Origin of the sequence: Epilithonimonas hominis, assembly GCF_003730015.1 — a bacterium.
Taxonomy (GTDB): Bacteria; Bacteroidota; Bacteroidia; order Flavobacteriales; family Weeksellaceae; genus Epilithonimonas; species Epilithonimonas hominis.
In genome coordinates this window covers 1-24900 of sequence record NZ_RJTU01000062.1, presented here as the reverse complement: position 1 = coordinate 24900, position 24900 = coordinate 1, and the positions used below count along the sequence as shown (strand labels likewise).

Genomic DNA, 24900 nt, shown 5'->3' with positions numbered 1-24900 from the left:
TATCGAGGATTCATTTAAAACAATTTTAACCTTTCTCTGCCTTACAGCGCTCTTATTTCCCATATTGGGAATTGCACAAACCAACGATAATGTCAACAGCCTATTGCAATTTCTAAAAGGTGACGGCGCATTTGAACGATGGTATATGGAGGTCTTCACCCAATTGGACACCGACATCCAAAGCAACGCCATTGCAGCGAGTATGCTTGGAAGAACCATCGGAGGTTTGGGAGCGTTGATGTATCTAGGATACCTCGGTTTCCAAATGCAGGAAGGCGCAAGACCTTGGGAAGTGACACCGATGATTAGACCCATTATTATTGGAATGATCCTCCTGCATTGGGTGAGTTTCTATCAAATGATTCAATATCCATTGCAGAAATTGGCGCAACCGTCCAAGGATATTTTTTTATCTATTGAAAATCAGGCGAACGACATCCGCGTCAAAAGATTTGAAAAACAGACCCAATTGTTGGAGTTCCTGATTAAGCAGAAAGCCGAGGAGGAAGCCAAACAAAAGGAATTGCAAATCAACGAAGACAAAGGTTTTGGCGACCGAATTATCGAGGGAATGAGCCAACTTTTCACCCCGATTCAGGAATGGATGATTAGGATGGATTTTCAATTTCAGAAACTGATTTCGGAAGTATTGGAGGCGGTCTCGCTGACCATTTTGCGGGTATGTACCTACTTCATTTTCTTTATCCAAAAAATTTGGAGTTATGTGCTGATTGTGCTCGGTCCTGTCGCTGTAGGTCTTTCGCTGATTCCGGGATTCGAAAGTTCCTTTCAGAATTGGGTGGCGAAATTTATCAACATCAATCTCTACACATTCGTTTCCTATACCATCATCAACATCGGTCAGCAACTGATTATTTCAGGATATCAACTTGAAATAGAACGCTATGACCTGCTTTTGAACAACGGAACCGTCACCGACCTCAATATGCTCGCCGCCTACATCTCCAATAACGGGATGATTCACACGGTACTTTTCCCCTGCGTCGCGTACATCGTGACGGGAATCGGCGTGCTGATGACGCCGACCATTGCAGACTCCATCGTTTCTGCGGGAGGTGCAGGAATTATGACCAAAGGTAAAAGTGCGGCAGCTAAAGTGATAAGCGTGGGTAAAACGGCGGCGGCTTCGGCGGCAACAGGAGGAAAGGCAATCGCTGTATCTGCCGCCAAGAGTGCGGGTGAAATGGGAAAATCAATCAAGGCTTTACGATAAAAATTAAAAATTATGCTGATAAAAAGTATTGAAGAAAAAATAAAGATTAACAAAGCAGTTTCCATCACGGCTTTGACGGTGTCTCTTTTTATGGTTTTGGCAGGATTCGGATTTGCGTACCAACTCATCAAGGAATCGAGAAAATCGCTGTATGTTTTGGATAACGGTGTTCCGATTTTGGTAAAACAGACTGACGAACTCCTAAACCGTCCCGTAGAATATCGATCGCAGGTGGAACTCTTCCATCGACTATTTTTCACGCTCGCTCCCGATGACCAATACATCAAGGAGAATATCGAAAAATCGCTTTACTTAATTGACGATACCGGAAAAAAAGAATATACCAACCTGCGTGAAAAGGGATTCTACAATCAATTGATTTCCTCCAACTCGATGGTGACAGTTTCTACAGATTCTATCCAAATCAATTCCAACAACCGAAAGTTTATGTTTTTCGGGAAACAGATGATCAACAGAAAAACGGCACTCATCGTTAGGAAACTCATTACGGAAGGTCGTTTCGAGGACATCGTCCGAAGTCCGAACAATCCGCACGGTGTGCTGTTGAAAGATTGGCGCATCATCGACAATTCAGAAATCTCCAACCAACCCAAATTCTCCTATTAGTATGCAAGAAAACATCATCAAAAAATACGGTATACTGAAAGAACAAATTTTTTCTCAACCCCGAAAAGTGTTCGCCTATGCAATGGCGGCACTCATCCTCTCACTGATTTTCTCCATCCTGCAATACTGCTTCTTTCCCCCTAAAGTAACCTTGGGAAGCGCGATTCCCACCCTGTACTCTAAAAGCGACAAGGTGAAGCAGAATCAGGACGCCAAAGAAAAATCGATGGAAAAAATTGTGGGCGAACTTTCGGCCTTTAAAGCAAAAAGTTCGCAGCAGTCTTTGTCGGAAGCCGACAGCATCAGGATTGAGTACCTCTATAACCAATATGAAAAATTAAAAAATGGACTTTAAAAAAATCAACCTTAAACAACAGAAATACATTCTTCCGCTCATCGCTTTGCCCTTTATCTTGTTCTTAGGTTTTCAGGGAAGCAAGTTTATGGGAGGTGAAGATGCTAAGAAACCACCACAGCAGGAACTTTCCGTGTCGCTCGGTGATACGCAGGACTCCATCCTTTCCAAAAACGACGCCTACGACAAACTGTTTTCCAAAACCGACGGTAGGACGATGTTGGACGGACTGCAACAGGAAAATGACAGCCTGAATCAATTCACCGACAATTTGGAATACCGACAGAAACGCTACATCGATTCCCTGAACGAGTCGAGAAAAAGTCAGATGACAACAGCTTCAACTCAGGGACAGAACTCCTACTATAAACCGAAAACTTCTGATGATAGCGACTTTCAGCGTTCCAAGGACATCATCCGAATGTTGAACCAAGAAAGTTCGGGTGGTAGTTCAAGCAATACGCAAAATGTTGCAGCAAACACCTCTCCATCTTCCCAAGATTCAAAAGCGTTGGATCCCGTAAAGATGATGCGTCAACAAATGCTCGTGCTCGATTCCTTGGAAAAATCTAGAGACCCCGAATTTCAGGCGCAATTAAAGGCGCAGGAACTGCTGAAGAAGAACAAGGAAAAGATGGACGCCTTTCTCAATTCCACCTATTATGTCGCGAAATCCAATATCCACAACGGGTTCAATTCCATTTACCGTGAAAAGGAGGGCAACTTTGTGAAAGCGGTCATCGATGAGAATTTGACCGGATTTTTAGGGAGTAGAATACGATTCCGATTGTTGGAAGATGTCTTCGCAGGCGGACAAAAACTTCCGAAGGGAACCGTGCTCTATGGTCAGATTTCGGGATTTTCATTGCAGCGGGTGAACCTGAACGTGGTTTCCGTAATGCGCAGTGGCGAAATCCTACCCATCAATTTAACTGTTTACGATACCGACGGAATGCAGGGACTTTATGTTCCGAACAGCACGTTCCGTGAAATGTTGCGCGAACTCGGAAGCAATTCCGTGCAGGGAACGAGCATCGATTCCGAAGGCAAGGGATTTTACACGAGTCTTTTGTCGGGCGCGTTCCGTTCCGCCTCACAAACTGCGGCTAACCTGATTAGAACCAACAAAGCTAAACTCAAGTACAATTCCTACATCTTTCTGATTAACGAAAAAGACCTTAAACAAAATCCCAATCAACCTTAACATTATGAAGACCTTTTTTTACACCATCCTCTCCTTTTTATTTTCGGTGAGCGTTTTTGCCCAAACTTCCACACCCGAAATCCGCATCACCCAACTTCCCGAACTCGACATGGGAGAAGGCGTGAACGTACACATCATTTCTCCGGAACCGATTCAGTTTGTCGACTTGTCCTCGGATTTTTTGGTGGGCGACCTTCCCGCAGAAAATATTGCGAGAATTAAAATCAATCCCGCTCCGAAAGATTCGATTTCCTCGAAACAATTCAACAAAAAAATAATGAAGTCGAGCGAGGAAGTCGGCGTTGTAACCGTAGTTGGACAATCGTTTATGGCGCAATACCGCGTGCTTTTTAGAACGAGCGACCGAATCAATGTGCAGACCAACATCCAAATTCAGCCGGAAGATATGCAGCCCCTGGAATTTCCGAAACAGGCTTTTTCCAACACGGAACTCTACCGATTTTCGAAAAACATCATCGAAAAAACCTACAAAACGCCTTTGAGGTCGGTAAACGACCTGAAACTCTCCCTGCAATTGAACAATGTGTACGTGGTTGGAGACTACATCTTTCTCGACATCAATATCGCCAACAAGTCGAATCTGAGTTACCAAATTGAAGACGTAAAGTTTTCCGTGGAGGACAAGAAAATCTACAAGGCGACCAACAACCAAAGCATCGCAATGAAACCAATTTACCGATTTCAGTCGCAGAAAGCATTCAAGAAAAACTATCGAAACATCTATGTCTTCAAGAAGTTTACCTATCCGAACAGCAAAATTCTGAAAATACGCTTCGTGGAGGAACAACTTTTGGGAAGAACCATCGAGATGGGAATCAAGTATTCCGACATCCTGAACGCAGACACTTTTTAATCATTTAAAATCAAAAATTATGGCAACCAAAACCACCAACAAACTGAAAACACTTTTTCTAAATCTGAACCTCGACGGACTTCTGACCCTGAAAACCGACAACCCGAGATTTGTTGACGAATTCAACGACACCGTCAATGAGGCAAGCATCATGAAGTTTCAAAAGGAATTCATTAGCCTGTTTGACGAAAAATATTTCTGCATCCGCTTTTTCTACGTTTACGATTGGCTTCAATTCAGAAAACGATTTGAAATCTCCGCTACCGATTCCGAAAAATTTGAAAAAACTGTCCAACTGATTAAGCCGCTTTACGGCGTAAAAGTGTATTACGAAAAGGTTTCCAAGGAACATTTTACGGACATCATCCTTTTCCTACGGGAATTTGCCTCGTTGTGCCACATCGACATCTCATTGAACGACATCAACAACATCATCGAAAACAGATACCCATAATGCAGGAACAGCAGCACCAAATCAAGATTTACGGATTCTTCCAAAAATTAGTCTATGCCGTAGTGGCGATGGAATGTATCACTTTGTTTTTTCTCCACGCTAATGTTCCCGTGCTTTCAAAATTGTTGGAGGGATTTGCAAAGATGGGGATTTTCTCACCGCCCATCAACGCCAAAATTTCGACACTGATTTTAATCGCCATCGTGGCGGCGGGCACCAAGGCGAATAAGAAACAGGATTTAAACGTTGTAAAATCTATCATCCTCCCTATTATTTTCGGGGTGGGAATGATGGTGGGTTCACTTTTCCTCATTCCTTTTACCAACGACAAGTCCATCCCAAACATTCTACCCGGAATGAATGTTTTCCAAATCGGGTACGTATTACTTTCGTTATTGGGAGCAATGATTGCACAAATGGGAGCGGACAGCATCTCCAAATATATGCAACACAAAATGGGGAATGACCGATGGAATGTTGAGGAGGAAAGTTTTGCGCAAAACACCGAATTGGCAGAAACCGACACTTCCGTGAATCTGCCCTATTTGTTCCGATATCAAAAAAAGACACACAACGGTTGGATTAACCTTAATCCGTTTCGTGGGACAATGGTCATCGGAACACCCGGTTCCGGAAAATCGTTCGGCGTCATCAATCCCGCCATCCGACAGATGGTTGCCAAAGGTTTCTCGCTTTGTATTTATGATTTCAAGTTTCCCGATCTATCACAGATTGCCTACTATCATTATCTTTTGAAGAAATCGAATGATGAAGACTATCAGCACCAATTCAACATCATCAATTTGAATGAAGTGGAAGGCTCGAAACGCGTGAATCCCTTCAAAAAAGAATATATCCGCACATTAGCAGAAGCTCAGGAAATGGCAGAAGCGATGGTTTCAGCATTGCAAAAAGGTGGTGCAAGTGCAGGCGGTGGTTCCGAGCAGTTTTTTACGCAGTCGGCAATTAATTTTCTATCCTCGTGCATCTACTTTTTTGCAACTTACGAGAACGGAAAATTTTCTACACTTCCCCATCTTTTGGCTTTTATGAACAAGAGTTAAGAGGATATTTTCGAGACGCTCTTTACCCACGAGGAACTGACTTCGCTTCTCTCTCCCTTCAAGACGGCGTATGACAACAAGGCATTCGACCAATTGGAAGGACAGGTCGGAACCTTGAAAATCTTCCTCTCAAGATTGGCGACTAAGGAAAGTTTTTGGGTGTTTTCGGGGGACGAAGTGGAGCTGAAAATTACAAATAGAGAAAATCCGTCGATAATGATATTGGCTTCCAATCCCGGAACGCAAGACATCAACTCCGCTCTCTACTCATCCGTCTTGAACAGAACTTTGACCTTGATTAACAACAAGGGAAATCTTCCCGGCGGAATCATTGCGGACGAGTTCCCGACCATCTACATCCACAAAATCGACAATGTGGTGGCAACCGCAAGAAGCAACAAGATTGCCGTGCTTTTGGGACTTCAGGAAATTCCGCAACTACGACAGTTTTATAAAAAGGAAGTCGCCGACACGATTTCCGCCATCGTCGGGAACATCCTTTCAGGTTCTGCAAGGGATAAGAACACGTTGGAATGGCTCGAAAAACTTTTCGGAAAAATCAAGCAGAAAACCTATTCGCAGAGCATCTCGCAACAAGGAACCACGACGAGTATCAACGAAAAGATGGACAATATGATTCCTGCAGGAAAAATTGCCGCACTCCGCACCGGAGAAATGGTCGGAATGATTGCGCAAAGCGAGGAAAACGACACCTCGGAATACAAGTCATCGGCAATCAGCGGGAAAATCAACCTCGATATGCGGAAGATTAAATACGAGAAACAGAACTATGTGAAAATGCCTACGTATTACAATTTCACAGACAAAACAGGAAAAAACCGAAAAGAGGAAGTACTGATGACGAATTTCCGAAGAATCAACAAGGAGGTGGAACTCATCATCGACGCCCTGAAAATTTTAAACTGACCAAAATGAAACGATACATCCTACTTTTTACGCTGCTCATTCAATTTTCGCTAAAAGCACAATTCAACACCGTGACTTTTGTGAAGAAAATGGAAGAAAGCAAACCCGAATTTATTGAAAATTCAACAAAGGAAACCAATTCTAAAACCGAAGAAACAAGAGTTTCCGAAAAGGAAAATTTCTTTCTTAAAAATTCTTCAAAGAAAGTCTTGCGGAAGGAACTTGATTCTCTGAAAAAGATGTTTTTGGAGATGAACAAGTTAAAGACAACTCCTCCGCAATTTGACACCAAACGCGTGGAAGATTCACTTATCCAAATCCTGAAAAGAAATCTTTCTGTGGAAAAATCGGGATTGCAAAAATCCTTAAAACCGAAGGAAGAAAACACGCTTTCCCCGAACAAGATTATGATGCCCGTGAAAAATGCGCTCAACCTGAGTTCAGGTTTTGGAAACCGCTTCCATCCCATTTTTGGCGGACAGAAATTCCACAACGGCATCGACATCAAGGCTCGATATGAAAATGTTTTTGCCGTGATGGACGGCATCATTACCGAATCAGGATGGGACAGTAAAGGTGGCGGAAACTACATCAAAGTCCTGCAGCACAACCGTTTTGAGACCGCCTATCTGCATCTCTCCGAAATGTACTACAAAGCCGGAGAATTCGTAAAGGCGGGATTCATCATCGGCAAGAGCGGAAACACGGGAAACTCTACCGGACCGCACCTGCACTTTTCCGTGAAGGAATTTGGGAGGTTCATCAATCCCCTGAATTTTCTGAACGAACTCATTCAAGCAAAACAATTAATCGCACAACATTATGAACACTAACCCACTACCAACAGACGACCTGAAAAAGTTCGGAATCATCGAAGCCGACAATTTGTTCTCAAAAAGATTGAACGCCAACGACATCATCGAATTTATGCAGGGAAAAATCCTTGTCGCCGACAACGAGAAAGACCGAATCACCTTCCAACTGACCGACAACAACTCCAAATTGGAGGTAAAGGTGTATCAAATGGAGCATTCCCTTTCCGAAATTCTAGACCAATCCAAAAAAGAATCGATACAGTATGTTTCGGAGAAAAATCTGAACGACCAAAACCCCGATTTAAACGTTTCCAAAAAGGCGTTCCTCTACAACGAATCCACAAAATCTTTGGAGGAATACGATATGGTTTTGAATGCGGAAGTTTTGACCGAGACTATTTTAGGACGAAACGATTCCGAGGAAATCAACCGCTACAAGGACGAACTCCTGAAACTGAAAGAATTCCTGCAGGATAAAATCGATAAGTACCCCGAAATCGCCAAGGACATCATCAACAACCTCAATATCGTGTCCAAAGAAATCAATACCGTGAACGAGGTGGCTCAATCCCCGAAGCAGGCGCAAAAACAGCAACAGTCCGAAGTACGGTTGGACGTAAACGACCCTGACCTTTATCAGGACGCGAATTCCGAAAGGGAAGCCAAATCACAGCAAGAGGAAGAGGAAAACGAGCAAGAAATCGAACAGGAACAGGAAAAACGAAGAGGATTCCGCAGGTAATTTTTTATAGCCATGGATATAGACCTTTTTAATTATCAGAGCAAATATGGACCGAACACGAATTTTCGCTTTCCAACGGACGAGGCGACGAAATATCTCAAAACTTCGGAAGGCAAGGTTTTACCGTACAAACTTTTCAGCGGGAGAAATGATGCTCACCCAAATTCCGCCATCCTACGGGAAAAGGACAATCAAGGTTACGCCAATGATTTTGCGCTCGTAGAAAGGCAGTTTTCGGAAAATAAAAGTCTTTCATTTCGAGCGGGTACGAAAGTTTCGGATGTGAACGATGTGGCGTGGCTTTTCCGTTCGCTTGAGGACGAGGCGGTGGAACACACTTTTGCGCTTTACAAATTCAAGGACGACAGTTACCTCGTTCAGCATCTTTCGACAGGCGGAATTACTTCCACGGTCGTGGATTTGCGGTTGTTGACGGGGAATGTCTTCAAAATGCAGCCCGAAAGCATTACCCTCGTCCACAACCATCCAAGCGGACAACTGATTTCGAGCAAACACGACCGACTGATGTTGCAAAGATTGCACGACATTTTCGACCACACGGGAATAAAGGTGGAAGACGGCATCGTCATCAATTTGCGTTCGGGAAAATATTTGGTTTTTAACGGCGAGTTGGGAAACGACCGGGTGTTGGAACTTTCCGAGCAAAACCAACTGCAGGGAAAAGTCAGCACCTTTTCCTTCAACAAGCAGATTTTTGCCGCCAATTATCAACCGTTTAAAATCAGCAGTCCCGAAGATACCGCCGCCTACATTTCGAGCCAAAAGTTTGGTTTGTCCGACAAGACGGAAGCCATCATCCTGAACAATGCGAACGACATTGTGGGGAAGTTCATTCTTCCGCAACATCGGCAATTCGAGAAATTGACAGAACTGATGACCATTCACGCCGGAACGGGAGTCATCCTCTACGGAAACAATGTGAACGAGCAGATGTACAAGGAATACCGCGAAAAACTCGAACTGATGGGATTCACGGCTTTGGATGCGATTTTATTGGAAAGCGGAAATTTTCATTCCCTTTACGAAAAGACCAAAATCAATGTCTATGACCATCTCGTGGACAAATTCAGCAAAGATAATCTGAATGCGGAACCGATGGTAGGGGAATTGGGAAATCGGTACGGCTCGAATGAAAAGATAACGGTAGAAATCGGAGTTTATGCGAATGATGAAGCCAAATCCGTGGCACCAAAACCTTTCGATTTTGACTCAACCGAAGAACTGAAGGCATATTTGGATTTGACGATGTCGCAATATGATACAGACCCGATTCTTTTGGTGAGAATCGCCGAAGGAAAAGAGCCTTTCTTGTTGGACAGGCTTTCCCAATACGCACTGAATGAACTGATGAACGAGGTGGAAAACCATTATTCCTCAAAAAATATCGTTGAAAATAATTTGATTGAAAATCAGCAGGAAAAATTTCTCAAGCAAATTCCCGAGGAGCGTCAAGGCGAAGCATTCCACATCAAAGTCAATCGTTCGGAAGCAGAATATCTTTTGGCGAACGATATTTTGGAGGACATTATGTGTAAGGAATATGGCGACGACGATGATTGGGTCGGCGTTACCAAAGACTATATGGATGAGGAAATGGGTGGTTTTGATGAGGAATACCAAACATTTGAAATCGACCTTTCCCATAATCCGAAAGAAGATTTTGTAAAGGAAATCCTTGAAGAACTCGAATTATTTAACGGCGTTTTTCATCAGAAGGAGATTCCAAAAGATGTTCAAAGCCATTATGAATTGACGTTTTTCGACAAGTACATTACGCCCAAAACCAAAGCCTACAAAGATTTTATCTCCGAAATGGAAACCACTTCCCCCGAGATATTCTTTAAGGACGGAGAACGCGAATTTTCCGAAAAGGAAAAAAAGTGGATGCAGATTTATGATTTTAGAAACGGACTGAATCCCGCTCCAAAATCTGCTTCCCAACAACAAAAAACAAATCAAAACAACCAAAACAATCTTATTAACAACCCAAAAACAAGCATTATGAGCACACAAGAATTCGACACTGCACAGTACCTGAAAGACCAAATGAAATATCTAGGTTTCGGCGAAGGAGAGAAACTCCATAAAGATTTGGAAAACGGCATCAACGGCGAGGAAAGACAGTTTGAAATCAAGACGACTTCTGACAAAACCCTGCCGGAAAACAAGGTGGATTTTACCCTGAAATTCAACAAGTCAGAAAAAGGCGGAATCTTCCTGAACGCTTATCAGGCAGAACTGACCAACGACAAAGGCGAAAAATTCACGCACAACTTCGGCGTGGGCAAGGAAAACTCCTTTACCGCAAAGGAAGCCGTAAACCTTCTCGAAGGTAGAGCCGTGAAAACGGAACTGAAAAACACCAAGACCGACGAGATGATTCCCGCCTTTGTGAAACTGAAATTCAACGAGGCCAAAAACGACTATGGAAACTACAAACTCGAAATCTACAACGAAAATTACGGGGTGGACACAGGGAAAATTGTGGATAAGGCAGGTCTGATTTTCGACAAGCCGGAATACAGAGACAACGTCATCAAGTCTTTGGAGAAAGGCAACATCGTGAAAGTGAAATTTTCACTCGACAACCAAACCGTGGAAGGAAAAGCCGTTTTGAATCCGCAGTACAAAAACCTCAACCTGTACGACAACGAGATGAACCGAATCAATACCAACAAGCCTTTGAAGGGTTTGGAAGTTGAGAGTCCCGAAAAGAATCAGGTGAAACAGCAGAGTATTTCAAGAGGAATCTAAAAACCATTTCAACATCTAATCTTCGGCGGTAAATGACGGTGTTGTTTACCGCCTTTTAACAACCATCAATACTATGAAAATTATAATTCTGCTTTCCGTTCTACTATCCATTGTTTCGTGCAAAGAAAAAGTCATTTCAAAAAAAGGCGGAATCGACATTATTTCCAACGTCTATATCGGTGCTTCCAAAAATCTTGAAAACCGCAAGAGTTTCTTGATTTCGAGGATGAATTATTCGGGCGACTCCATCGTGGAAATTGTTCCCGAGCCGGAACTCCCCGAAATGAGCAGACATCTTTTCTTCATCAAAGATTCCGTATTTTATCCATTGGAACCTGCGGAAAATTTGTTACTTTCTGAAATTTCAAAGAAAATGAAACCTTTATTGGTCTTTGACAAAAGTGCGGGTGCCATATTTTCAAATGACCCGATTCCCAATTATAGAAACCGAAGAAATTTGAGCGATACCATTTTGTTCAATAAAAAATTCAGACGCTTCGAAATCAATTCGCCGTGGAATTACACGAGGTATTACGTCTATCCAACCGATACGATTTTGCCGTATGCACTTTATAGACACGCTGAGAAAGATTATTCCGGAAGAATTGAGCGTATCGATTCCTATAACAAGAAAGATGACGTCTTTGTCTCGATGCAACTGATTCCACGAAAAAATTGGGACAACGAGGCGAAGGAAATTTTTGAGTTCAACCAATTTGCAAACCAAAGGAAATAGTGGAAAACAGATATTCTCAGGATGAAATACGGCAGATTTCGGAAAGCCTTTCCGTGTTGGATTATTTTCAGGATTTGGCGCGAAGAAATCTCGTGCGCTACGACCGAAAATCGGGAAAAGACCACTATTTCCTCACACCTGAAAACAAGTTTTCGGTGAACGAAAGAAAATACTTCGACTTCAAATCGAAGGAAGGTGGCGAAATCATCAAAGCCGTGATGCATTTTGAGAACAAAAGTTGGAAGGAAGCAATGGAATATGTTAAACAGTTTTCTCCCAATCCATTTAACAACCCCATTTCCACAAATCAACAACCTACAAAAATCAAGAACTCTTCAATCGCCGTGAACTCCTCTCCTAAAATATTGAACATCATTCCGCCTAACAACGAAACGCTCATCGATTATTTTGAAAATCGGGGGATTTCTCGGGAGGTTCTTTTGGAAAACACCAAACAGGTTCATTATGAATTTAGCGGAAAATCCTATTTCGGATTGGGTATCAAAAACCTTTCCGGCGGTTACGAACTGCGAAACCCGATGATAAAGACCAAAATAGGAAAAAGCGACATTTCCGTGGTGGAAGGAACAAGAAAGGATGAAGTTATTGTTTTTGAGGGAATGACCGATTTGCTTTCTTTTTTGCAACTGCAAAAGGACAATCAGGTGAAGAACACCCGAACTTTGGTGGCGCTCAATTCTGTAGTAAATTCGGACAAGTTCATCAAGGCCTTCCAAGATTTTGAGGGGAAAATTTTTCTTTGTCTTGACGGCGACGAAGCAGGAAACTATGCCACGAAAAAAATCCTTTCCGAAATGAAAGACCTTAAAATAAAAGATGTTCGACTTCTTTACGGAATTTCAGAAACGGGATATAACGATTTGAGCGATTATCTGCAAAAGAAGGTGGAGAATCTGAAAAAAAGCCTTAATTTAGAATCTTCAAAACACAGCCAAAATGGAAATCCTGAACCTCAATCCGAAACAATATCCCAAACTCTCCAATTGGGAGGAAGAACACCTAAACGAGACCTTGGAACACCTGAGCAAATCAGCCAATCCGAGCAAGAAAACCATCAGCAGATCGGACAAAAAATGGACGGCGAAAATGCTAGAAATGGATTTACAAGCGCAGTCGGGAGCCATCTTCGAGGAGCAGGAAAAATGGGAACACCCGCACTTGGAACACAACCAAAAAATGCTCAAGAAAATGCGGGAACAGAAAATTCCGTGGTCGGACGGTTATCCGGAATAGATGGCAAAACAGGAATTGCTGAATTAGACCGAATTTTAGACCAACATAGGGGTCACAAACTGACCAACGAACAGGTTGCGGAAATCGTCTCCGCGACTTGTTTTGTTTCGGATGATAAGGAAGTTCATCTGAAAGAGCATCTGAACATTACCGACGAACTCAAAAATATTTGCCGTCAGTTCAAAAGTGGCGGAATGCTAAAGGAAGGTCGTGGAATTCTTGACGAATATTACACGGACACCAAAATTGTCGAAGCCGTCCGAAATTTAATCAAAGACCATTTTTCGGGAAAAGACCATATTTCTGTGCTTGAACCGAGTGTAGGAACGGGTAATTTCATTAATGCCTCGAAAAAATTAAGCGAAAACATTTCCGTCAATTCTTTTGAAATTAACGAGACCTCGGCGAAAATTGCCAAAATCCTAAATCCTGAAATTACCGTCAATCTGCGTTCTTTCGAGACGGAATTTATCCTTGAGAAAGGCACGAAGAAAAATCCTGAAAATTTTTCGGAAAAATACGACTTGGTTCTCGGGAATCCGCCGTATGGAGAACATCGTGGAATATACAAAGGTTTAGGCGAGGAAAGCAAAATCTCGAAATACGAGGACTATTTTGTGAAGCGTTCCTTAGATTCTTTAAAACCAAATGGAATTTTAGCAATGGTGCTTCCTTCGGGATGGATGAACCGACAGAAAAAATTGAAATCCGCCGAATTGCTAGAAGCCTACCGATTGCCTGCAGGTGCTTTTTCGGGAACGAAAATCGGAACGGATATCGTGATTTTGAAAAAGACTTCCGATAAATTGTCACGCGACTATTCCGATTATTTCGAGAAAAATTCAGCCCATATTTTGGGAAGCATCAAGGAAAAAACCAACCGCTTCGGAAAACTTGAGGAATATGTTTCCGGAAGTTTGGAAGACGCTCTCGCTATTCTTGAGCAACTTCAAAACAATAAAAAGCAAGTCCGTATTGGAAATCTTTTTGAAGACCTTGATGCAGAAATTTCACCGCCACCAAAACCTTTGCAAAAAACGGAAAGAGGTTCGGAAAAAAAAACGCAGGATGCAGAAGAAAAAAATGCAGAAGTTTTTGACCGAACTGCTCAAATCGATTTGGCAAAAACGAAAGTGGACGACGTTTTGGCGCTACTTTCCCATATCAAGTTCAAGTCTTCACTAATTAATGCGGAGATTTTACGGTATGAAAAATTAAAGACTGAACTTTCAGAGAAACCCGACATATTTAACCCAAAACAGATTGCGGAACTGCTGAAAAAAGCGGAAATCATCATCAAATCTAGAAAGGAAAGAAATTCCGAATATGAGATTCAAACAAAACCTGAAATCAAGAAAGGAATCCTGAAATATCATTTTTTTAAAAATGATGAAATCGTTGATACGGCGCTTCAAAATTCTTCCAACATCAGTCCCGAACAGCTATCTGCTTTTGAGGATACGGAATATGACGGAACACTCAACAACAGAGGAAAACATTACGAATTTGCCAATTATTTTGAAGGACGATGGATGCACGATTTCTATTATGCTGAAGGAAATATTTACGCCAAATTGGAGCAATTGGAACGGGATTTTGCCGATAAAAATGCAGTCGGCGGAATGGAAAACCAATACGAAAAACAGAGGTCGCTCCTTGAAAGTGTTTTGCCTAAACCCAAAAGTTTGGAAAACATCATCATCAGTCCCAACCACGAGTTTGTCCACCAATTTTCTATGGGAAAAGTGGAAAAAGAAAAATGGAATCCGAACACGAGGCAAACCGAAACCTTGAAAGAAGATGCGTCTTTGGCGGAAACTTTCAAAACTTTTGTGAGTTCGTTGCCCGCTTCTGCTTTTGCAGGTTCGTCTTCGTGGGAAGTGCGCAGTTTTGTGGACAATGAAAATGTAACCGGAAGTGACAAGGAAAGAAATGCGCTGATTCGGGAAAGGAGAAAAGATTCTGCAAACGACCTTTTTAGAAAATATGTGAAAGAGGAACTTTCCGAAGAAACCCGAAATCGCTTTGTGGCGGAATTCAATAGAAAATTTAACAATATCCACGTTCCGGATTATTCGCAGTTTCCTTTGTTTTCGAAAATTAACAAAAATTTTAAGGGAGAACCGCTTTCCTTGACCGAAGTTCAGCGAGCAGGAGTCGGAAGATTGACCACGAAAGGTGTCGGACTTTTGGCGCACGAAGTGGGATTCGGGAAAACACTTTCGGGAATTATCTCGATGCACGAAGCGATGCAAAGAGGAAACGCAAAACGACCTCTCATCGTTGTTCCCAATGCAAATATCCTGAAGCAATGGGTGGAAACCATTTTTGAAACGATTCCCGAAGCGAAATTGAATATTTTGGGAAACTTGGGAAGGGATTACGATTTGTCAAATTTTGACAACAAGGACGGGGAAATCACTTTGGTGACTTACGAAGGTTTCAACAATATCGGGTTTTCGAGGGAAACGACGGAGCAACTTGCGTCCAAGTTTTCCTACATCACCGAATCGGAACTCAAATCCGTAAAAAACAGCGAAAGAGATTCGCAAATTGAGATTCAGAAGGAAAAAGAGGTGGAAGGAAAAATGAGGCGCGGAAAAATTTATGATTGGGAGGATTTCGGTTTCGACCATATCACTTTTGATGAAGTGCACAACGCCAATCATATCGTCGGAAAAGTGCGGATTAAGGACAGTAGATTTTCTTCGGATTTTAGAAATCAGAATCAGCGGACTTCGGGTTTGGGAATCAATGCGTGGATGGCGTGTCAATACATTCAGGAGAAAAATAACGGCAGAAATGTTTCGCTTCTTTCGGCGACGCCTTTTACGAATAAACCTTTGGAGTACTACTCTATTTTGTCGCTCATCGCCAATAAGCGTTTGGAGGAAAGCGGATATTTCAATGTGAACAATTTCTTTGAAACCTTTATGGAAGCCGACAACGAGATGGAAATTGGTGCGACAGGCAACGTGAAATTCAAGTCCAATGTTCGGAGATTTAAAAACAATTCACTTTTTCAGCAATTGCTGTCGGAGTTTATTGATTTGAAAGGCGAAGAAGACAATCCCGAATTGAAGCGACCGAGCCGAATCAACAAGGAGTATAAAATTGAGCAGAACGATTTGACGAAAGAACAATACGAACTTTTGAACGATTCCTTTTCCGAGAAGGAACCGGGAGCGATATTAACGCATATCCTGAATGCGAGATTGATTGCGATTTCACCCTATCTTTCCATTCATTTTGAAGATGAAGACCCTACCACAAAAGAGTTTATCGAAAATTCGCCGAAACTGAAATTGACGATGGATTTGATTGCGCAAAATAAAAAGGACGTTCCGAATGCAGGACAAATTATCTACTCCGAATTGGCGGTTGCAGAATTTCCAAAATTGAAGGAATACTTGATTTCGGAAGTCGGCTTTAAACCCAATGAAGTCGGAATTATTACAGGTGCGACCACAAAAAATCAGCGGATTGACATTCAGAATAATTTTAATTCGGGGAAAATTAAGGTAATTATCGGAAGCGAGGCGATTCAGGAAGGAATGAATCTGCAGGAAAAAACTTCGGATATGTATCTGCTTTCCCTACCCTACAATTTTACTTCGCTTCGGCAAGTGGAAGGTCGCGCTTGGAGACAGGGAAACCAATGGGAAAATGTACGCATCAATTATATGCTGATCAATGACAGCATCGATGTTTTTATGCTTCAAAAATTGCAGGCAAAACAAGCGAGATATCTTGAAGCAATGAAAAAAGGTGCGAATGTGGTGGATGTTTCCGATGTAAATACACAGGAACTGAAAACTGCCATCATCACAAAACCTGAAACTCGTGCGAATATCGAGATTGAACTGCTGAAGAAAAAACTGCAAAACGAAAAAGACCGATATGTTGCCGACCAATCCTTTGTCCTGCGAAAATTTGAGGATTACACCAAAGTGAAAGACAAGTTGGATTACGCCGTTTCTAGTCTGAAAAGAGTGGAACAATGGGCGAAAGATGCGGGCGAAGACAACACTTGGAACCGACACATCTATAATTACGAAGCCAATGTGAGCCGAGCAAAACAGGAACTGCAGGAAACGATTGACCATCTTGCAAAAAAAGGCGTGAATATCTCTGAAATAGAACTCCAAAACGAACTTACCGAAAAGAAAATTGCCGAATTTGAGGAACAGATTGAGAAGCTACCCGAAGTTCAGTCGGCTTTGGTGTTGCAATATCAGAGGGAAAATGAGGAACGGTTGAGAAAAGTTTCTTTGGTGGATCATTTGGATGACAGGAAGGTGGAGAATGGGGTTTTGTACTTGAGAGAAAATAAAAATATGAAAATAGCGGAATCGGGTAAGAAGTGGAATAGATGACAAGTTGATAAAATAGTTTTGTTTATTTTTCGCCAATTCAGTAGCAGTAATATTCAAAAAAACTTTTGAAGTTTAACATAAAAAATTAGACTTTAAATTCTTTTGTACAGATAATCTTAATTTATTAATAGAGCTTACCACAATTTTTACTATTTGTGAATATTATTTTTCTTTATATCTTTACTTCATATAAAATCTTAAAGTGTTTTGCTTTAAGTCCCTAACAGAAAACTGGTAATTTTTAAGACAACGGGACTGATAAGTAAGAACGCTCACGCCGTGGCGTGGGCGCTCTCTTATCCGTTGTCGGGTATACCAGTACCCCTGTTTGGGTAAGTGTAGTGTCCTGCGCCATTTTTTGTAGGACTCCACGTATGAAAAAATACTGATAATGAGCACTATACCTGAAAGAAGCCCTGAAATTGACAATAGCATATTTACTGTTGGGAAATATAATGTCTCGGGAAAATCAATTATTAATCTTACAAATCGATTCTATCTAGATATTTCTAAAAAATTTTTGACCGACCAAGAGTTTGAGATAATGGAAAATATACTTCTGAAAGGATATTCTTTTCAATCTGTTTCATCCGAATTTGGAGTGTCAAAAGACTCAATCCGATATATTTACAAAAAGACATTTTTTAAAATCAAATCAGTCTCAAATCTTGTATTGGAAATTAATGAATTAAAGGAAAAAAGAAATCAGCTTCGTGCAAATTATATTTTAGAATATAGACAGTTGATTAAAAGAAAAATCGGCGATGAAACGTCATTTGTCGACAAAAAAATTTCAAACAGTCATTTTCCTTTCAGTAGGAGATTGTGGAATATGTTTGAAAAATTGGATATCCATAAATTTAGCGATCTATTTGCAATCCCACTTGAAACTTTTCCAAAGTTTAGAGGCTTTAAAGGAAAATGTTTGCAAGAGTTTATTCAATTTATTGAATTCGAAAATCTTGAAGAAAAATTTGAGGGTGATTTCTTTTTTTTCAAAAGAAAATTTAAATAGATGATAATTAATTTGCAGGACGCTCTATTTTCGGAACCTGGTTTAGAGAGACAGTTTCTACTGGATTATTTTTGAGGAAAGGAATTGCATTCTTTAAAGAAAGTTTCCAATTGGTAATCGGTTTTCCCAAATTATTTTTCCAGCAGTTTTCCATCCAAGCATCGTATTTTTCTTTCAGCAAATTTTCTAGGTGGTCTTCGTAAAATTCAACAGTTTTTGCGAAAGCGAGAAATTCAGCAAAAGTTGGAATCTGAGATTGTAAATCTGAAATTTGAGATTGTGATAGTTGGTGAATAGAACTTCGTTTAATAGATTTCGGTTTTGTAAAATTAATTTCAGAAGAAACATTTTTTGATTTTGGTGGAACTTTCTTTTCACTTTTAAGTTCTTCCTTGGCTTCGTTGTTAATCAGACTTTTATTAAACTTAAAATCATAATACACTGAACCTCCTTTTGGAATTTCGTAATCTAAAAGTCCACTTGCTCTTAATTTATCCCTGCAAATTTTTACTGTATTTCTTCTAATGCCCAAGTCTTTGGAAATCTGAGAATCTGAAAGCGAAAAATTTTCTGTCTGAAGTTTTTCCATTTGCCAAATCAAATACAAATACATTGCGACACTAGTAATTCCTAATGTTTGATAATCATAGGTATTCCAAAAATTTTTAGCAAATTTTTCATATCTCATTTCAATCACCGATTACTTTCTGAAAAAAGTTGAAGTGCTTTTTCAACATCAATCACAATCACTTTTCCGTTTTGGATAATTGCGTCACCCAAAATTCCCGAAGCTTTTACATTATAAGCTTTCGAGCGAGAAACACCCAAAATTTTTGCTAAACCTTTTATTCCGTATTCGTAGTTTCTTTCTTTGGTAATTTCTTTGTGAAGGTCTTTAAACTCTTCAATCGTAAGTTGCCATAGATATTTCTTGTTATCAATGCCGTCAGTTACCTTCATTATATTTCTATTATTTTTGAATATTTTACTAATATAATCGGCTAAAATAACTCTTCAAAAGAGGATTTTACAAGATGTGTAATTTTTAAACAGGTTGTTAACAGGTCATTCCAAATACCCTTAAACATTCATTTTCTCTTATCTTTTGATATTTCATCGTAACCAAAAAGGTTAAACATTTCACGCATTCTTGAGCGCAAGCGATTTCCATAAATGGATTCAATTTCACCCGCGGTAAGATTAGTGGTTATATGCGTAATCAATCCTTTTTCCTTGTACAAATCGTAACGAGTTAGAAGAATTTCCGCCATTACATTGCAATCGTTACCGAAATATTTCGAAGTAGTTTCTGCTCCAAGGTCGTCAAAGCAAATAGCACGCATTTGCCTTGTTTCGTTGTAAAGGTTTCCACGAGAGTATTTTTCAATAGTTTCAAATCCTGTCTGCATAAATTCTGAAACAATCTGACGTGTTGCACAAACTCCAAAATTTTTTCTGCTTGATGGAATTTTTTGCATTAATTTTAACAAAGTCGTTTTTCCACACCCAATTGGTCCTGTTAGGAGAATTCCTTTGCTTAAATCAATTTTCATTTCCTTTGCCACCAATTCATCTTCAAGGAACCAAGCCAAAATTGCAAAGATAATTCCCTGCTCATTTTTGGGAATTTGAAATTTTTTGCCGAGATGTTTTTCAGCAGTTTCGATGAGGAAGGAAACCACTTTTTTGTAATCATAAGACATCTCGATTTCTCTTGTCGGAAGTTGCATTGCGAAATTTTTATAGTTTTTCTTGATAAGATTTCTGTACGGTAGCATTTAGATGGTGTGGTTGAGGGATCCTACCGAAATTTGGAATCGAAATTTTTGATTTTTCTGTGGTGGAAAAATTATACTTTTTGCAATTCAAAAGCCATTTTCTTGCGCCTGCTTGCCAATTTTTCATTGGCGAGTTTCCGCCGACAAGCCAACCGTTGCTTTCGTAATGATTGAAAAAATTTTCGGCTTCCCATTTTGTGGAATCTTTTTCTTCAAAATACATTTGCACTTCAAAAAATTCAGGTGGGATTTTTGAACCCTGCTTTTCAATTTTGATTTTTACTGACTTTTTATCTAACAATTTTTTTTGAGGTTGCGCTAACTCTTCCTCTGTTTTATAGTTTGTATTGTTTGATATGTTTGTAGAAGGTATCAATTCTTGTTCAAAACCTGTATCGATTTTGATATGGTAGTTGTTCATCACTTGTTCACTACCTGTTCGATTTTTGATGTGGTTCTTGTTCAGTTTTTGATACGCTACCTGTTCAATTTCTGATACGGTTTGGCTAAGTTTTTCACTACTCGCAGACTTTCTGATATGGTTAGATTTAGAGATTTGTTCATTTTCTGATTTGGCTAAATCGTAGTCATCTGAATCATCAAATTCAAATAAATTTACAGTGCTCCCTTTGTAGGGATTGAAAGAGGGTATATATTCAATATAGCCGAATTCCTGCAATTCTTTGATGCATTTGTGGTAAGTTCCATACGCTGAAATCTTACTTAATTTCATCATTTCGTTTCGCGAAATACTGATGGGATTTCGAAAATGATTGACATTCCAAAATTGAAATAATGCAATATAAAGACTGATGTGAGTAGGGTTTAGGCGCTCATCTTCTTGGATTTTGTCGAAGAAGCCCGTTAAATGCCGAATATAATTCATTTCAAAAATTATTTTTGATTCAACATTTTTTCGATGTCTTCGTAATTGTAATAAAGTGTTCCGCCCACTTTCGAAAACCTTAAAGTTCCATTAATGCGCAAAGTTTGTAGAGTGCCAGATGAAATTTTCAGAAGTTCCTTCACTTCTGAGGATTTAAGCCACAATTTCTGCTCGGTTGTTTTGAAATGAAACAACCCTTTAATTTCTTGTAAGAGTTCTGATTTGAAATTTTGAAGGTCTTCTTTTGTCAATACTTCGAGTGCCATAATTAGTATAATTTTGATTATGGCGACAAAGTTTATGCTTTTCTATGGTGTTTTATCACAAGATAAACCGAAGTTGTGAATGATTTTTTATTAAAAAAAAATCTTAAAAAGGCACGAATAATTATGCATTTTCAACCCTTATAACTTATGAAATAAAAAATCACAAGCCCTTGCAACTTGTGATTACTAATAGTGTGAAGTTTCTAATATTATAAAAATACTCTACCAACTAAATTCTTTAATAAACCCGAAACCTTTCTTTAAATATGAGATAGGGATTTTGTAGCAATCTTCATTATTTGTTGGTTCTATTTTTAATTTATTTTTGTTTTTATTTATCATATCAATGGAAACAAAATTTGGTTCCTCGATAATACCGCCGTCTTTTGAACGTTCGTAAATTGCCAAAATAATTGGCGTTTGGGAACTTTCTTGCATATTGCTATGCTTCATTAAATCTTGAACATTAAAATAAAAAACTTTTGGATTTTTGTCTGGATAAAATCTCTTACACTTTACTTCGATTTCTAGATTCCGATAATTTCTAACAAGAAAATCCCCTCTTTTATAACGAGTAGTTTTATCAAGCTTATAATTAGCAAAACTATCTACATCTTGGTTAATTTCTTCCAACATTAAACTTTCCCTCCTTGCCTGTTCTTTAAAAAGTTGTTGAGCTTTCATTCCTGCTCGGAAGTCCAGGTTGCAATAATCTTTGTATTTTTCTGAATCTCCAACGCGCACTGGTTTCCAGTTTTCTTCGCCTTGATAGATAATTGTGTCCTCCTTAATCTTATCAGAAAATGCAAGCTCTTTTTCAGTACGAATATATTCATGTTCAAGAACTCCATTATTTAAATTAACAATGTGAAATCCCATATTTTTTATTTTTATAATTTATTTTAATTTTCATCTGCATCGTCCATTCGCTTTATCAGAGTTTCTTTCAGATTATCTAGAAATTTTGTTTTGGAAGATTTACGTATTCTAATTTCAAGGAAAACTCTATGAAACTGTCCTAGATCGATATTGAACATTTTCTCAAAACTTTCTGCAACTTCTTTTAACTCCATTGCACCATTATTAAAAACACCTTCTGCATGCAATGCGTAAAGTAATTCTATAAGTGAAACTTTTGGTGCTGTCCATTTTAATCCTGAATGTAACAATGGTTTTTCATCTTTACAATAATTCTTGTAAAGGTTTGATAATTCATTTTCCAGATATACCTGCAATTGGTCGTTTGCAATAATTTTTGCAACTTTATAGTCATGTGAGGTGGTGAAGCTGTGATCGGATTCAAAAAAATATGTGTCTAAACTTAATTTAATATCGTACTTCCCTCGTAAGAAATAATGATTATCTAAATAATTGCTACCTGTTCGGTAATATTTGTAAAATTCTAAATTATTCTCAAAGTAGTTCTTGAGTTTGGCTAATTCTGCCTCATAATATTTCCTGATAATCTTCTCGCCACCATTTGGTTTTTTTGTTTCAATTCTAAAAATTGAATTGTGATAAGTTAATATAGATAAAATCCTAGGTTTGACATTTTTGAAAAAGTTGATTTCTTCTTCTGTATTTTGGAATGGGTTTTTGAGAACGTAGTTCTTTAGTTTCGAGAGTGAATCCAAACTCAACTTGATGGCTAGCTCGGAAAATACGATAGGATTATCTATTTCCATAGATAGTTCCCTGATGTTCTCCTGTAGCGTTTCAATTATATTTACAAAATATTCTTGCATTTAATATTGATAAGCAAAGCAAAAATATTATTGAAATATCGTAATCTAAAACCTTACAGGTCGTGATTTATAAATTAGGACAAGTTTATTCTTCATTTGTATCTAAAAGTTCATAATCTACCAATTCGTTATAGACGGTTTCCATTTCAGAATTTAGTTGTTTAATGTATTCATCGCAAATGTGAAAGTACATATCATCTTTTTTTTCATCTTCCAGTTCAAATTTTAAGAGACCTTTTTTAAGTTCTTTTATTAAATTATTAAAAATTGCTTTGACAGAATTTGGATTATCCTCTGTTAGAATTATTTCCAAAGGAGTGTCCAAATTAAGAATTAAGGAGGTTGCTGTTGCCTCTCGTTTGATATTTGCTGTTTTAGTTTCCATATATTTTTCCTCTTTCTCCGAAGGCTTCTTTACCTCCTTCTAATGTTTTCATACTTATTTCTTTCCAATCTAATTCATCATGAATTCCGTAAATACATTTCAATTTATTAGAAAACGGATTTCCTGTTAATGTGTAATATTGTCCTTGGTCATGAAGCCTATATATCGAGTTGTAGGGCAAAGTTCTCACTGCAATGTTTGCGTCATGAGTCGCAATTATCACTTTTTTACCGAGCAGTGCTTTTTCCCTCAACAAAGGTACAATTACATCATTTATATAATCATTTCCTAAACTTTTTTCTGGTTCATCAATCAAGTAAATTTCCTTGTCCTCGCTTAATTCTTTATGCAATAAGATCATCGAAGACTCTCCATTAGAAGGACTATAAGACTCATTATTCAGAATGAAATGTTTGTATTTCAAAAGTAAATCACTTACTGAATTAATTGTTTCAATACCATCGATCGCATTCAATTCTGTAATTTTCTCGAATAAATTATTATTATATAAAGATCTCTGTATCGCTATTATTGATTTTGCGAAATCTTTTTGAGGTGTTTTTCTAACTTGCTTTACTGGAGTATAAGCACTATCAGTAATATTGCCATCTTGAATTTTAAGATTTGTTTTGCAAAAAATTTCACCTTTCTCTCCTAGGCTTCCAGCGTATTCTTCAATCGGTTCAATTTGTTTACTAATATTTTGAAGAATTTTTTTTATAGTTTTTTCAATTTTTATACGATTACTTGCGTATTCTGCAAATCCAGTTTTTGCAGGTTTTTGAGGTTGACCCGTTTTTTTTGCAATTTCTGTACTAAAAAGATTAATTATTTGATTTAGCATTTTTACACTTGTTTTCTCAATGAATTTATCTTCTGTATGTTTTTTCAATGAAAACAAAATTTTATTCAAAACTCCAATTAATTCCTCAAGCAGTTCCAAATTAATATAATCTTTTAAATTGTCATTATCTCTGGTATAAGTAAGAAAATCATTAAATTTTTGAGAAATGGCATTTAACTCACTTAATTTACGTGACATTACAGTATCATCCTGCAAAATAGTGTCCTTTATTTTTAGATTTTTTGAAATTTTATTTGTTTGCTCTAAAGCGAAATGTTGTTTGTATTTTGAAATACTAGTAATATCTTCTTCACTTACTTGCTTAATAAACTGGATTTCTTCTTCACATCCATCTATATTCAATGTAGCAAAATCGATGTTGCCCGAACCTCGTAAATCAAATGCCTCACTCAGATGTTGGTCATTGGATTTATAAACATTTGTTTTGTATCCTAAATCATTGTAATATTTTGACAAATTATCTAAAATTTCTGTCTTTCCGGTTCCTTTCGAACCAAATAAAATATATGACTACTTGATATTA

General features: G+C 38.9%; 21 protein-coding genes and 1 pseudogene. 13 read left to right on the top strand and 9 right to left on the bottom strand.

Features of this window, described 5'->3' with window-relative positions:
• Nucleotide 1: 1 nt before the first annotated feature.
• The 13 genes and pseudogenes from EGH73_RS09875 (at nt 2) to EGH73_RS09815 (ending at nt 18452) form a co-directional block, all read left to right on the top strand.
• Nucleotides 2-1234 carry a type IV secretion system protein gene (locus tag EGH73_RS09875; protein WP_245985498.1) on the top strand — a complete coding sequence of 411 codons (1233 nt, stop codon included), beginning with the start codon at nt 2-4 and terminating at the stop codon, nt 1232-1234.
• 12 nt (nt 1235-1246) lie between these two features.
• Nucleotides 1247-1861, top strand: coding sequence for a conjugative transposon protein TraK (gene traK / locus EGH73_RS09870; RefSeq protein WP_123281695.1), 615 nt, complete (start codon nt 1247-1249; stop codon nt 1859-1861).
• A 1-nt stretch (nt 1862) separates the two neighbouring features.
• Entirely contained in the window at nt 1863-2216 is a 354-nt protein-coding gene (locus tag EGH73_RS09865; protein WP_123281694.1) for a hypothetical protein, read from the top strand.
• A complete protein-coding gene (locus EGH73_RS09860) occupies nt 2206-3420 on the top strand; it encodes a conjugative transposon protein TraM (RefSeq protein ID WP_123281693.1) in 1215 nt (404 codons plus the stop codon). The genes EGH73_RS09865 and EGH73_RS09860 overlap by 11 nt, the downstream gene beginning before the upstream one ends.
• A 4-nt stretch (nt 3421-3424) precedes the next feature.
• Nucleotides 3425-4294 (top strand): DUF4138 domain-containing protein, encoded by an 870-nt coding sequence (locus tag EGH73_RS09855; protein ID WP_123281692.1) that lies wholly within the window; start codon nt 3425-3427, stop codon nt 4292-4294.
• A 19-nt stretch (nt 4295-4313) separates the two neighbouring features.
• Entirely contained in the window at nt 4314-4748 is a 435-nt protein-coding gene (locus EGH73_RS09850) for a hypothetical protein (RefSeq protein WP_123281691.1), read from the top strand.
• Nucleotides 4748-6739, top strand: a pseudogene (locus EGH73_RS09845) (type IV secretion system DNA-binding domain-containing protein). The gene EGH73_RS09850 and the pseudogene EGH73_RS09845 overlap by 1 nt, the downstream one beginning before the upstream one ends.
• Nucleotides 6740-6744: 5 nt before the next feature.
• Nucleotides 6745-7572, top strand: a complete 828-nt coding sequence (locus EGH73_RS09840; RefSeq protein WP_123281690.1) for a M23 family metallopeptidase — start codon at nt 6745-6747, stop codon at nt 7570-7572.
• Nucleotides 7562-8296: a hypothetical protein gene (locus tag EGH73_RS09835; RefSeq protein WP_123281689.1), complete on the top strand. Its 735-nt coding sequence runs from the start codon at nt 7562-7564 to the stop codon at nt 8294-8296. Before EGH73_RS09840 ends, EGH73_RS09835 begins: the two co-directional genes overlap by 11 nt.
• A 12-nt stretch (nt 8297-8308) precedes the next feature.
• A complete protein-coding gene (locus EGH73_RS09830) occupies nt 8309-11071 on the top strand; it encodes a JAB domain-containing protein (protein ID WP_123281688.1) in 2763 nt (920 codons plus the stop codon).
• A gap of 73 nt (nt 11072-11144) precedes the next feature.
• Nucleotides 11145-11807 (top strand): hypothetical protein, encoded by a 663-nt coding sequence (locus EGH73_RS09825; RefSeq protein ID WP_123281687.1) that lies wholly within the window; start codon nt 11145-11147, stop codon nt 11805-11807.
• A gap of 539 nt (nt 11808-12346) precedes the next feature.
• A complete protein-coding gene (locus EGH73_RS09820) occupies nt 12347-17437 on the top strand; it encodes an Eco57I restriction-modification methylase domain-containing protein (protein WP_123281698.1) in 5091 nt (1696 codons plus the stop codon).
• Nucleotides 17438-17981: 544 nt separating this feature from the next.
• Nucleotides 17982-18452 (top strand): hypothetical protein, encoded by a 471-nt coding sequence (locus EGH73_RS09815; protein WP_148041696.1) that lies wholly within the window; start codon nt 17982-17984, stop codon nt 18450-18452.
• A 7-nt stretch (nt 18453-18459) separates the two neighbouring features.
• Here EGH73_RS09815 and EGH73_RS09810 read toward each other — a convergent pair whose 3' ends face one another.
• From EGH73_RS09810 to EGH73_RS09770, 9 genes are all read right to left on the bottom strand, one after another.
• Nucleotides 18460-19140 (bottom strand): hypothetical protein, encoded by a 681-nt coding sequence (locus EGH73_RS09810; protein ID WP_123281685.1) that lies wholly within the window; start codon nt 19138-19140, stop codon nt 18460-18462.
• Nucleotides 19141-19145: 5 nt separating this feature from the next.
• A complete protein-coding gene (locus EGH73_RS09805; RefSeq protein WP_123281684.1) occupies nt 19146-19412 on the bottom strand; it encodes a DUF3853 family protein in 267 nt (88 codons plus the stop codon).
• A gap of 128 nt (nt 19413-19540) precedes the next feature.
• Entirely contained in the window at nt 19541-20182 is a 642-nt protein-coding gene (locus EGH73_RS09800) for an AAA family ATPase (protein WP_123281697.1), read from the bottom strand.
• Nucleotides 20183-20192: 10 nt separating this feature from the next.
• On the bottom strand, nt 20193-21116 hold the full coding sequence (locus EGH73_RS09795; RefSeq protein WP_123281683.1) for a transcriptional regulator: 924 nt from the start codon (nt 21114-21116) through the stop codon (nt 20193-20195).
• A gap of 8 nt (nt 21117-21124) precedes the next feature.
• Nucleotides 21125-21382, bottom strand: a complete 258-nt coding sequence (locus EGH73_RS09790; protein WP_123281682.1) for a helix-turn-helix domain-containing protein — start codon at nt 21380-21382, stop codon at nt 21125-21127.
• Nucleotides 21383-21604: 222 nt separating this feature from the next.
• The gene (locus tag EGH73_RS09785) at nt 21605-22261 is read right to left on the bottom strand and encodes a hypothetical protein (RefSeq protein WP_123281681.1); all 657 of its coding nucleotides are present in this window, start codon (nt 22259-22261) and stop codon (nt 21605-21607) included.
• A 23-nt stretch (nt 22262-22284) separates the two neighbouring features.
• Nucleotides 22285-23067 carry an RteC domain-containing protein gene (locus EGH73_RS09780; protein ID WP_317124643.1) on the bottom strand — a complete coding sequence of 261 codons (783 nt, stop codon included), beginning with the start codon at nt 23065-23067 and terminating at the stop codon, nt 22285-22287.
• Between the two features lie 145 nt (nt 23068-23212).
• Nucleotides 23213-23512, bottom strand: a complete 300-nt coding sequence (locus tag EGH73_RS09775) for a hypothetical protein (protein ID WP_122028040.1) — start codon at nt 23510-23512, stop codon at nt 23213-23215.
• Nucleotides 23502-24833, bottom strand: a complete 1332-nt coding sequence (locus EGH73_RS09770) for an OLD family protein (RefSeq protein WP_123281679.1) — start codon at nt 24831-24833, stop codon at nt 23502-23504. The genes EGH73_RS09775 and EGH73_RS09770 overlap by 11 nt, the downstream gene beginning before the upstream one ends.
• Nucleotides 24834-24900: the final 67 nt, after the last annotated feature.

Coding starts and splice junctions, on each gene's coding strand:
- traK (WP_123281695.1), top strand. CDS start 1,247: ATGCTGATAAAAAGTATTGAAGAAAAAATAAAGATTAACAAAGCAGTT.
- EGH73_RS09865 (WP_123281694.1), top strand. CDS start 1,863: ATGCAAGAAAACATCATCAAAAAATACGGTATACTGAAAGAACAAATT.
- EGH73_RS09860 (WP_123281693.1), top strand. CDS start 2,206: ATGGACTTTAAAAAAATCAACCTTAAACAACAGAAATACATTCTTCCG.
- EGH73_RS09855 (WP_123281692.1), top strand. CDS start 3,425: ATGAAGACCTTTTTTTACACCATCCTCTCCTTTTTATTTTCGGTGAGC.
- EGH73_RS09850 (WP_123281691.1), top strand. CDS start 4,314: ATGGCAACCAAAACCACCAACAAACTGAAAACACTTTTTCTAAATCTG.
- EGH73_RS09840 (WP_123281690.1), top strand. CDS start 6,745: ATGAAACGATACATCCTACTTTTTACGCTGCTCATTCAATTTTCGCTA.
- EGH73_RS09835 (WP_123281689.1), top strand. CDS start 7,562: ATGAACACTAACCCACTACCAACAGACGACCTGAAAAAGTTCGGAATC.
- EGH73_RS09830 (WP_123281688.1), top strand. CDS start 8,309: ATGGATATAGACCTTTTTAATTATCAGAGCAAATATGGACCGAACACG.
- EGH73_RS09825 (WP_123281687.1), top strand. CDS start 11,145: ATGAAAATTATAATTCTGCTTTCCGTTCTACTATCCATTGTTTCGTGC.
- EGH73_RS09820 (WP_123281698.1), top strand. CDS start 12,347: ATGATAAAGACCAAAATAGGAAAAAGCGACATTTCCGTGGTGGAAGGA.
- EGH73_RS09815 (WP_148041696.1), top strand. CDS start 17,982: ATGGAAAATATACTTCTGAAAGGATATTCTTTTCAATCTGTTTCATCC.
- EGH73_RS09810 (WP_123281685.1), bottom strand. CDS start 19,140: ATGAGATATGAAAAATTTGCTAAAAATTTTTGGAATACCTATGATTAT.
- EGH73_RS09805 (WP_123281684.1), bottom strand. CDS start 19,412: ATGAAGGTAACTGACGGCATTGATAACAAGAAATATCTATGGCAACTT.
- EGH73_RS09800 (WP_123281697.1), bottom strand. CDS start 20,182: ATGCAACTTCCGACAAGAGAAATCGAGATGTCTTATGATTACAAAAAA.
- EGH73_RS09795 (WP_123281683.1), bottom strand. CDS start 21,116: ATGAATTATATTCGGCATTTAACGGGCTTCTTCGACAAAATCCAAGAA.
- EGH73_RS09790 (WP_123281682.1), bottom strand. CDS start 21,382: ATGGCACTCGAAGTATTGACAAAAGAAGACCTTCAAAATTTCAAATCA.
- EGH73_RS09785 (WP_123281681.1), bottom strand. CDS start 22,261: ATGGGATTTCACATTGTTAATTTAAATAATGGAGTTCTTGAACATGAA.
- EGH73_RS09780 (WP_317124643.1), bottom strand. CDS start 23,067: ATGGAAATAGATAATCCTATCGTATTTTCCGAGCTAGCCATCAAGTTG.
- EGH73_RS09775 (WP_122028040.1), bottom strand. CDS start 23,512: ATGGAAACTAAAACAGCAAATATCAAACGAGAGGCAACAGCAACCTCC.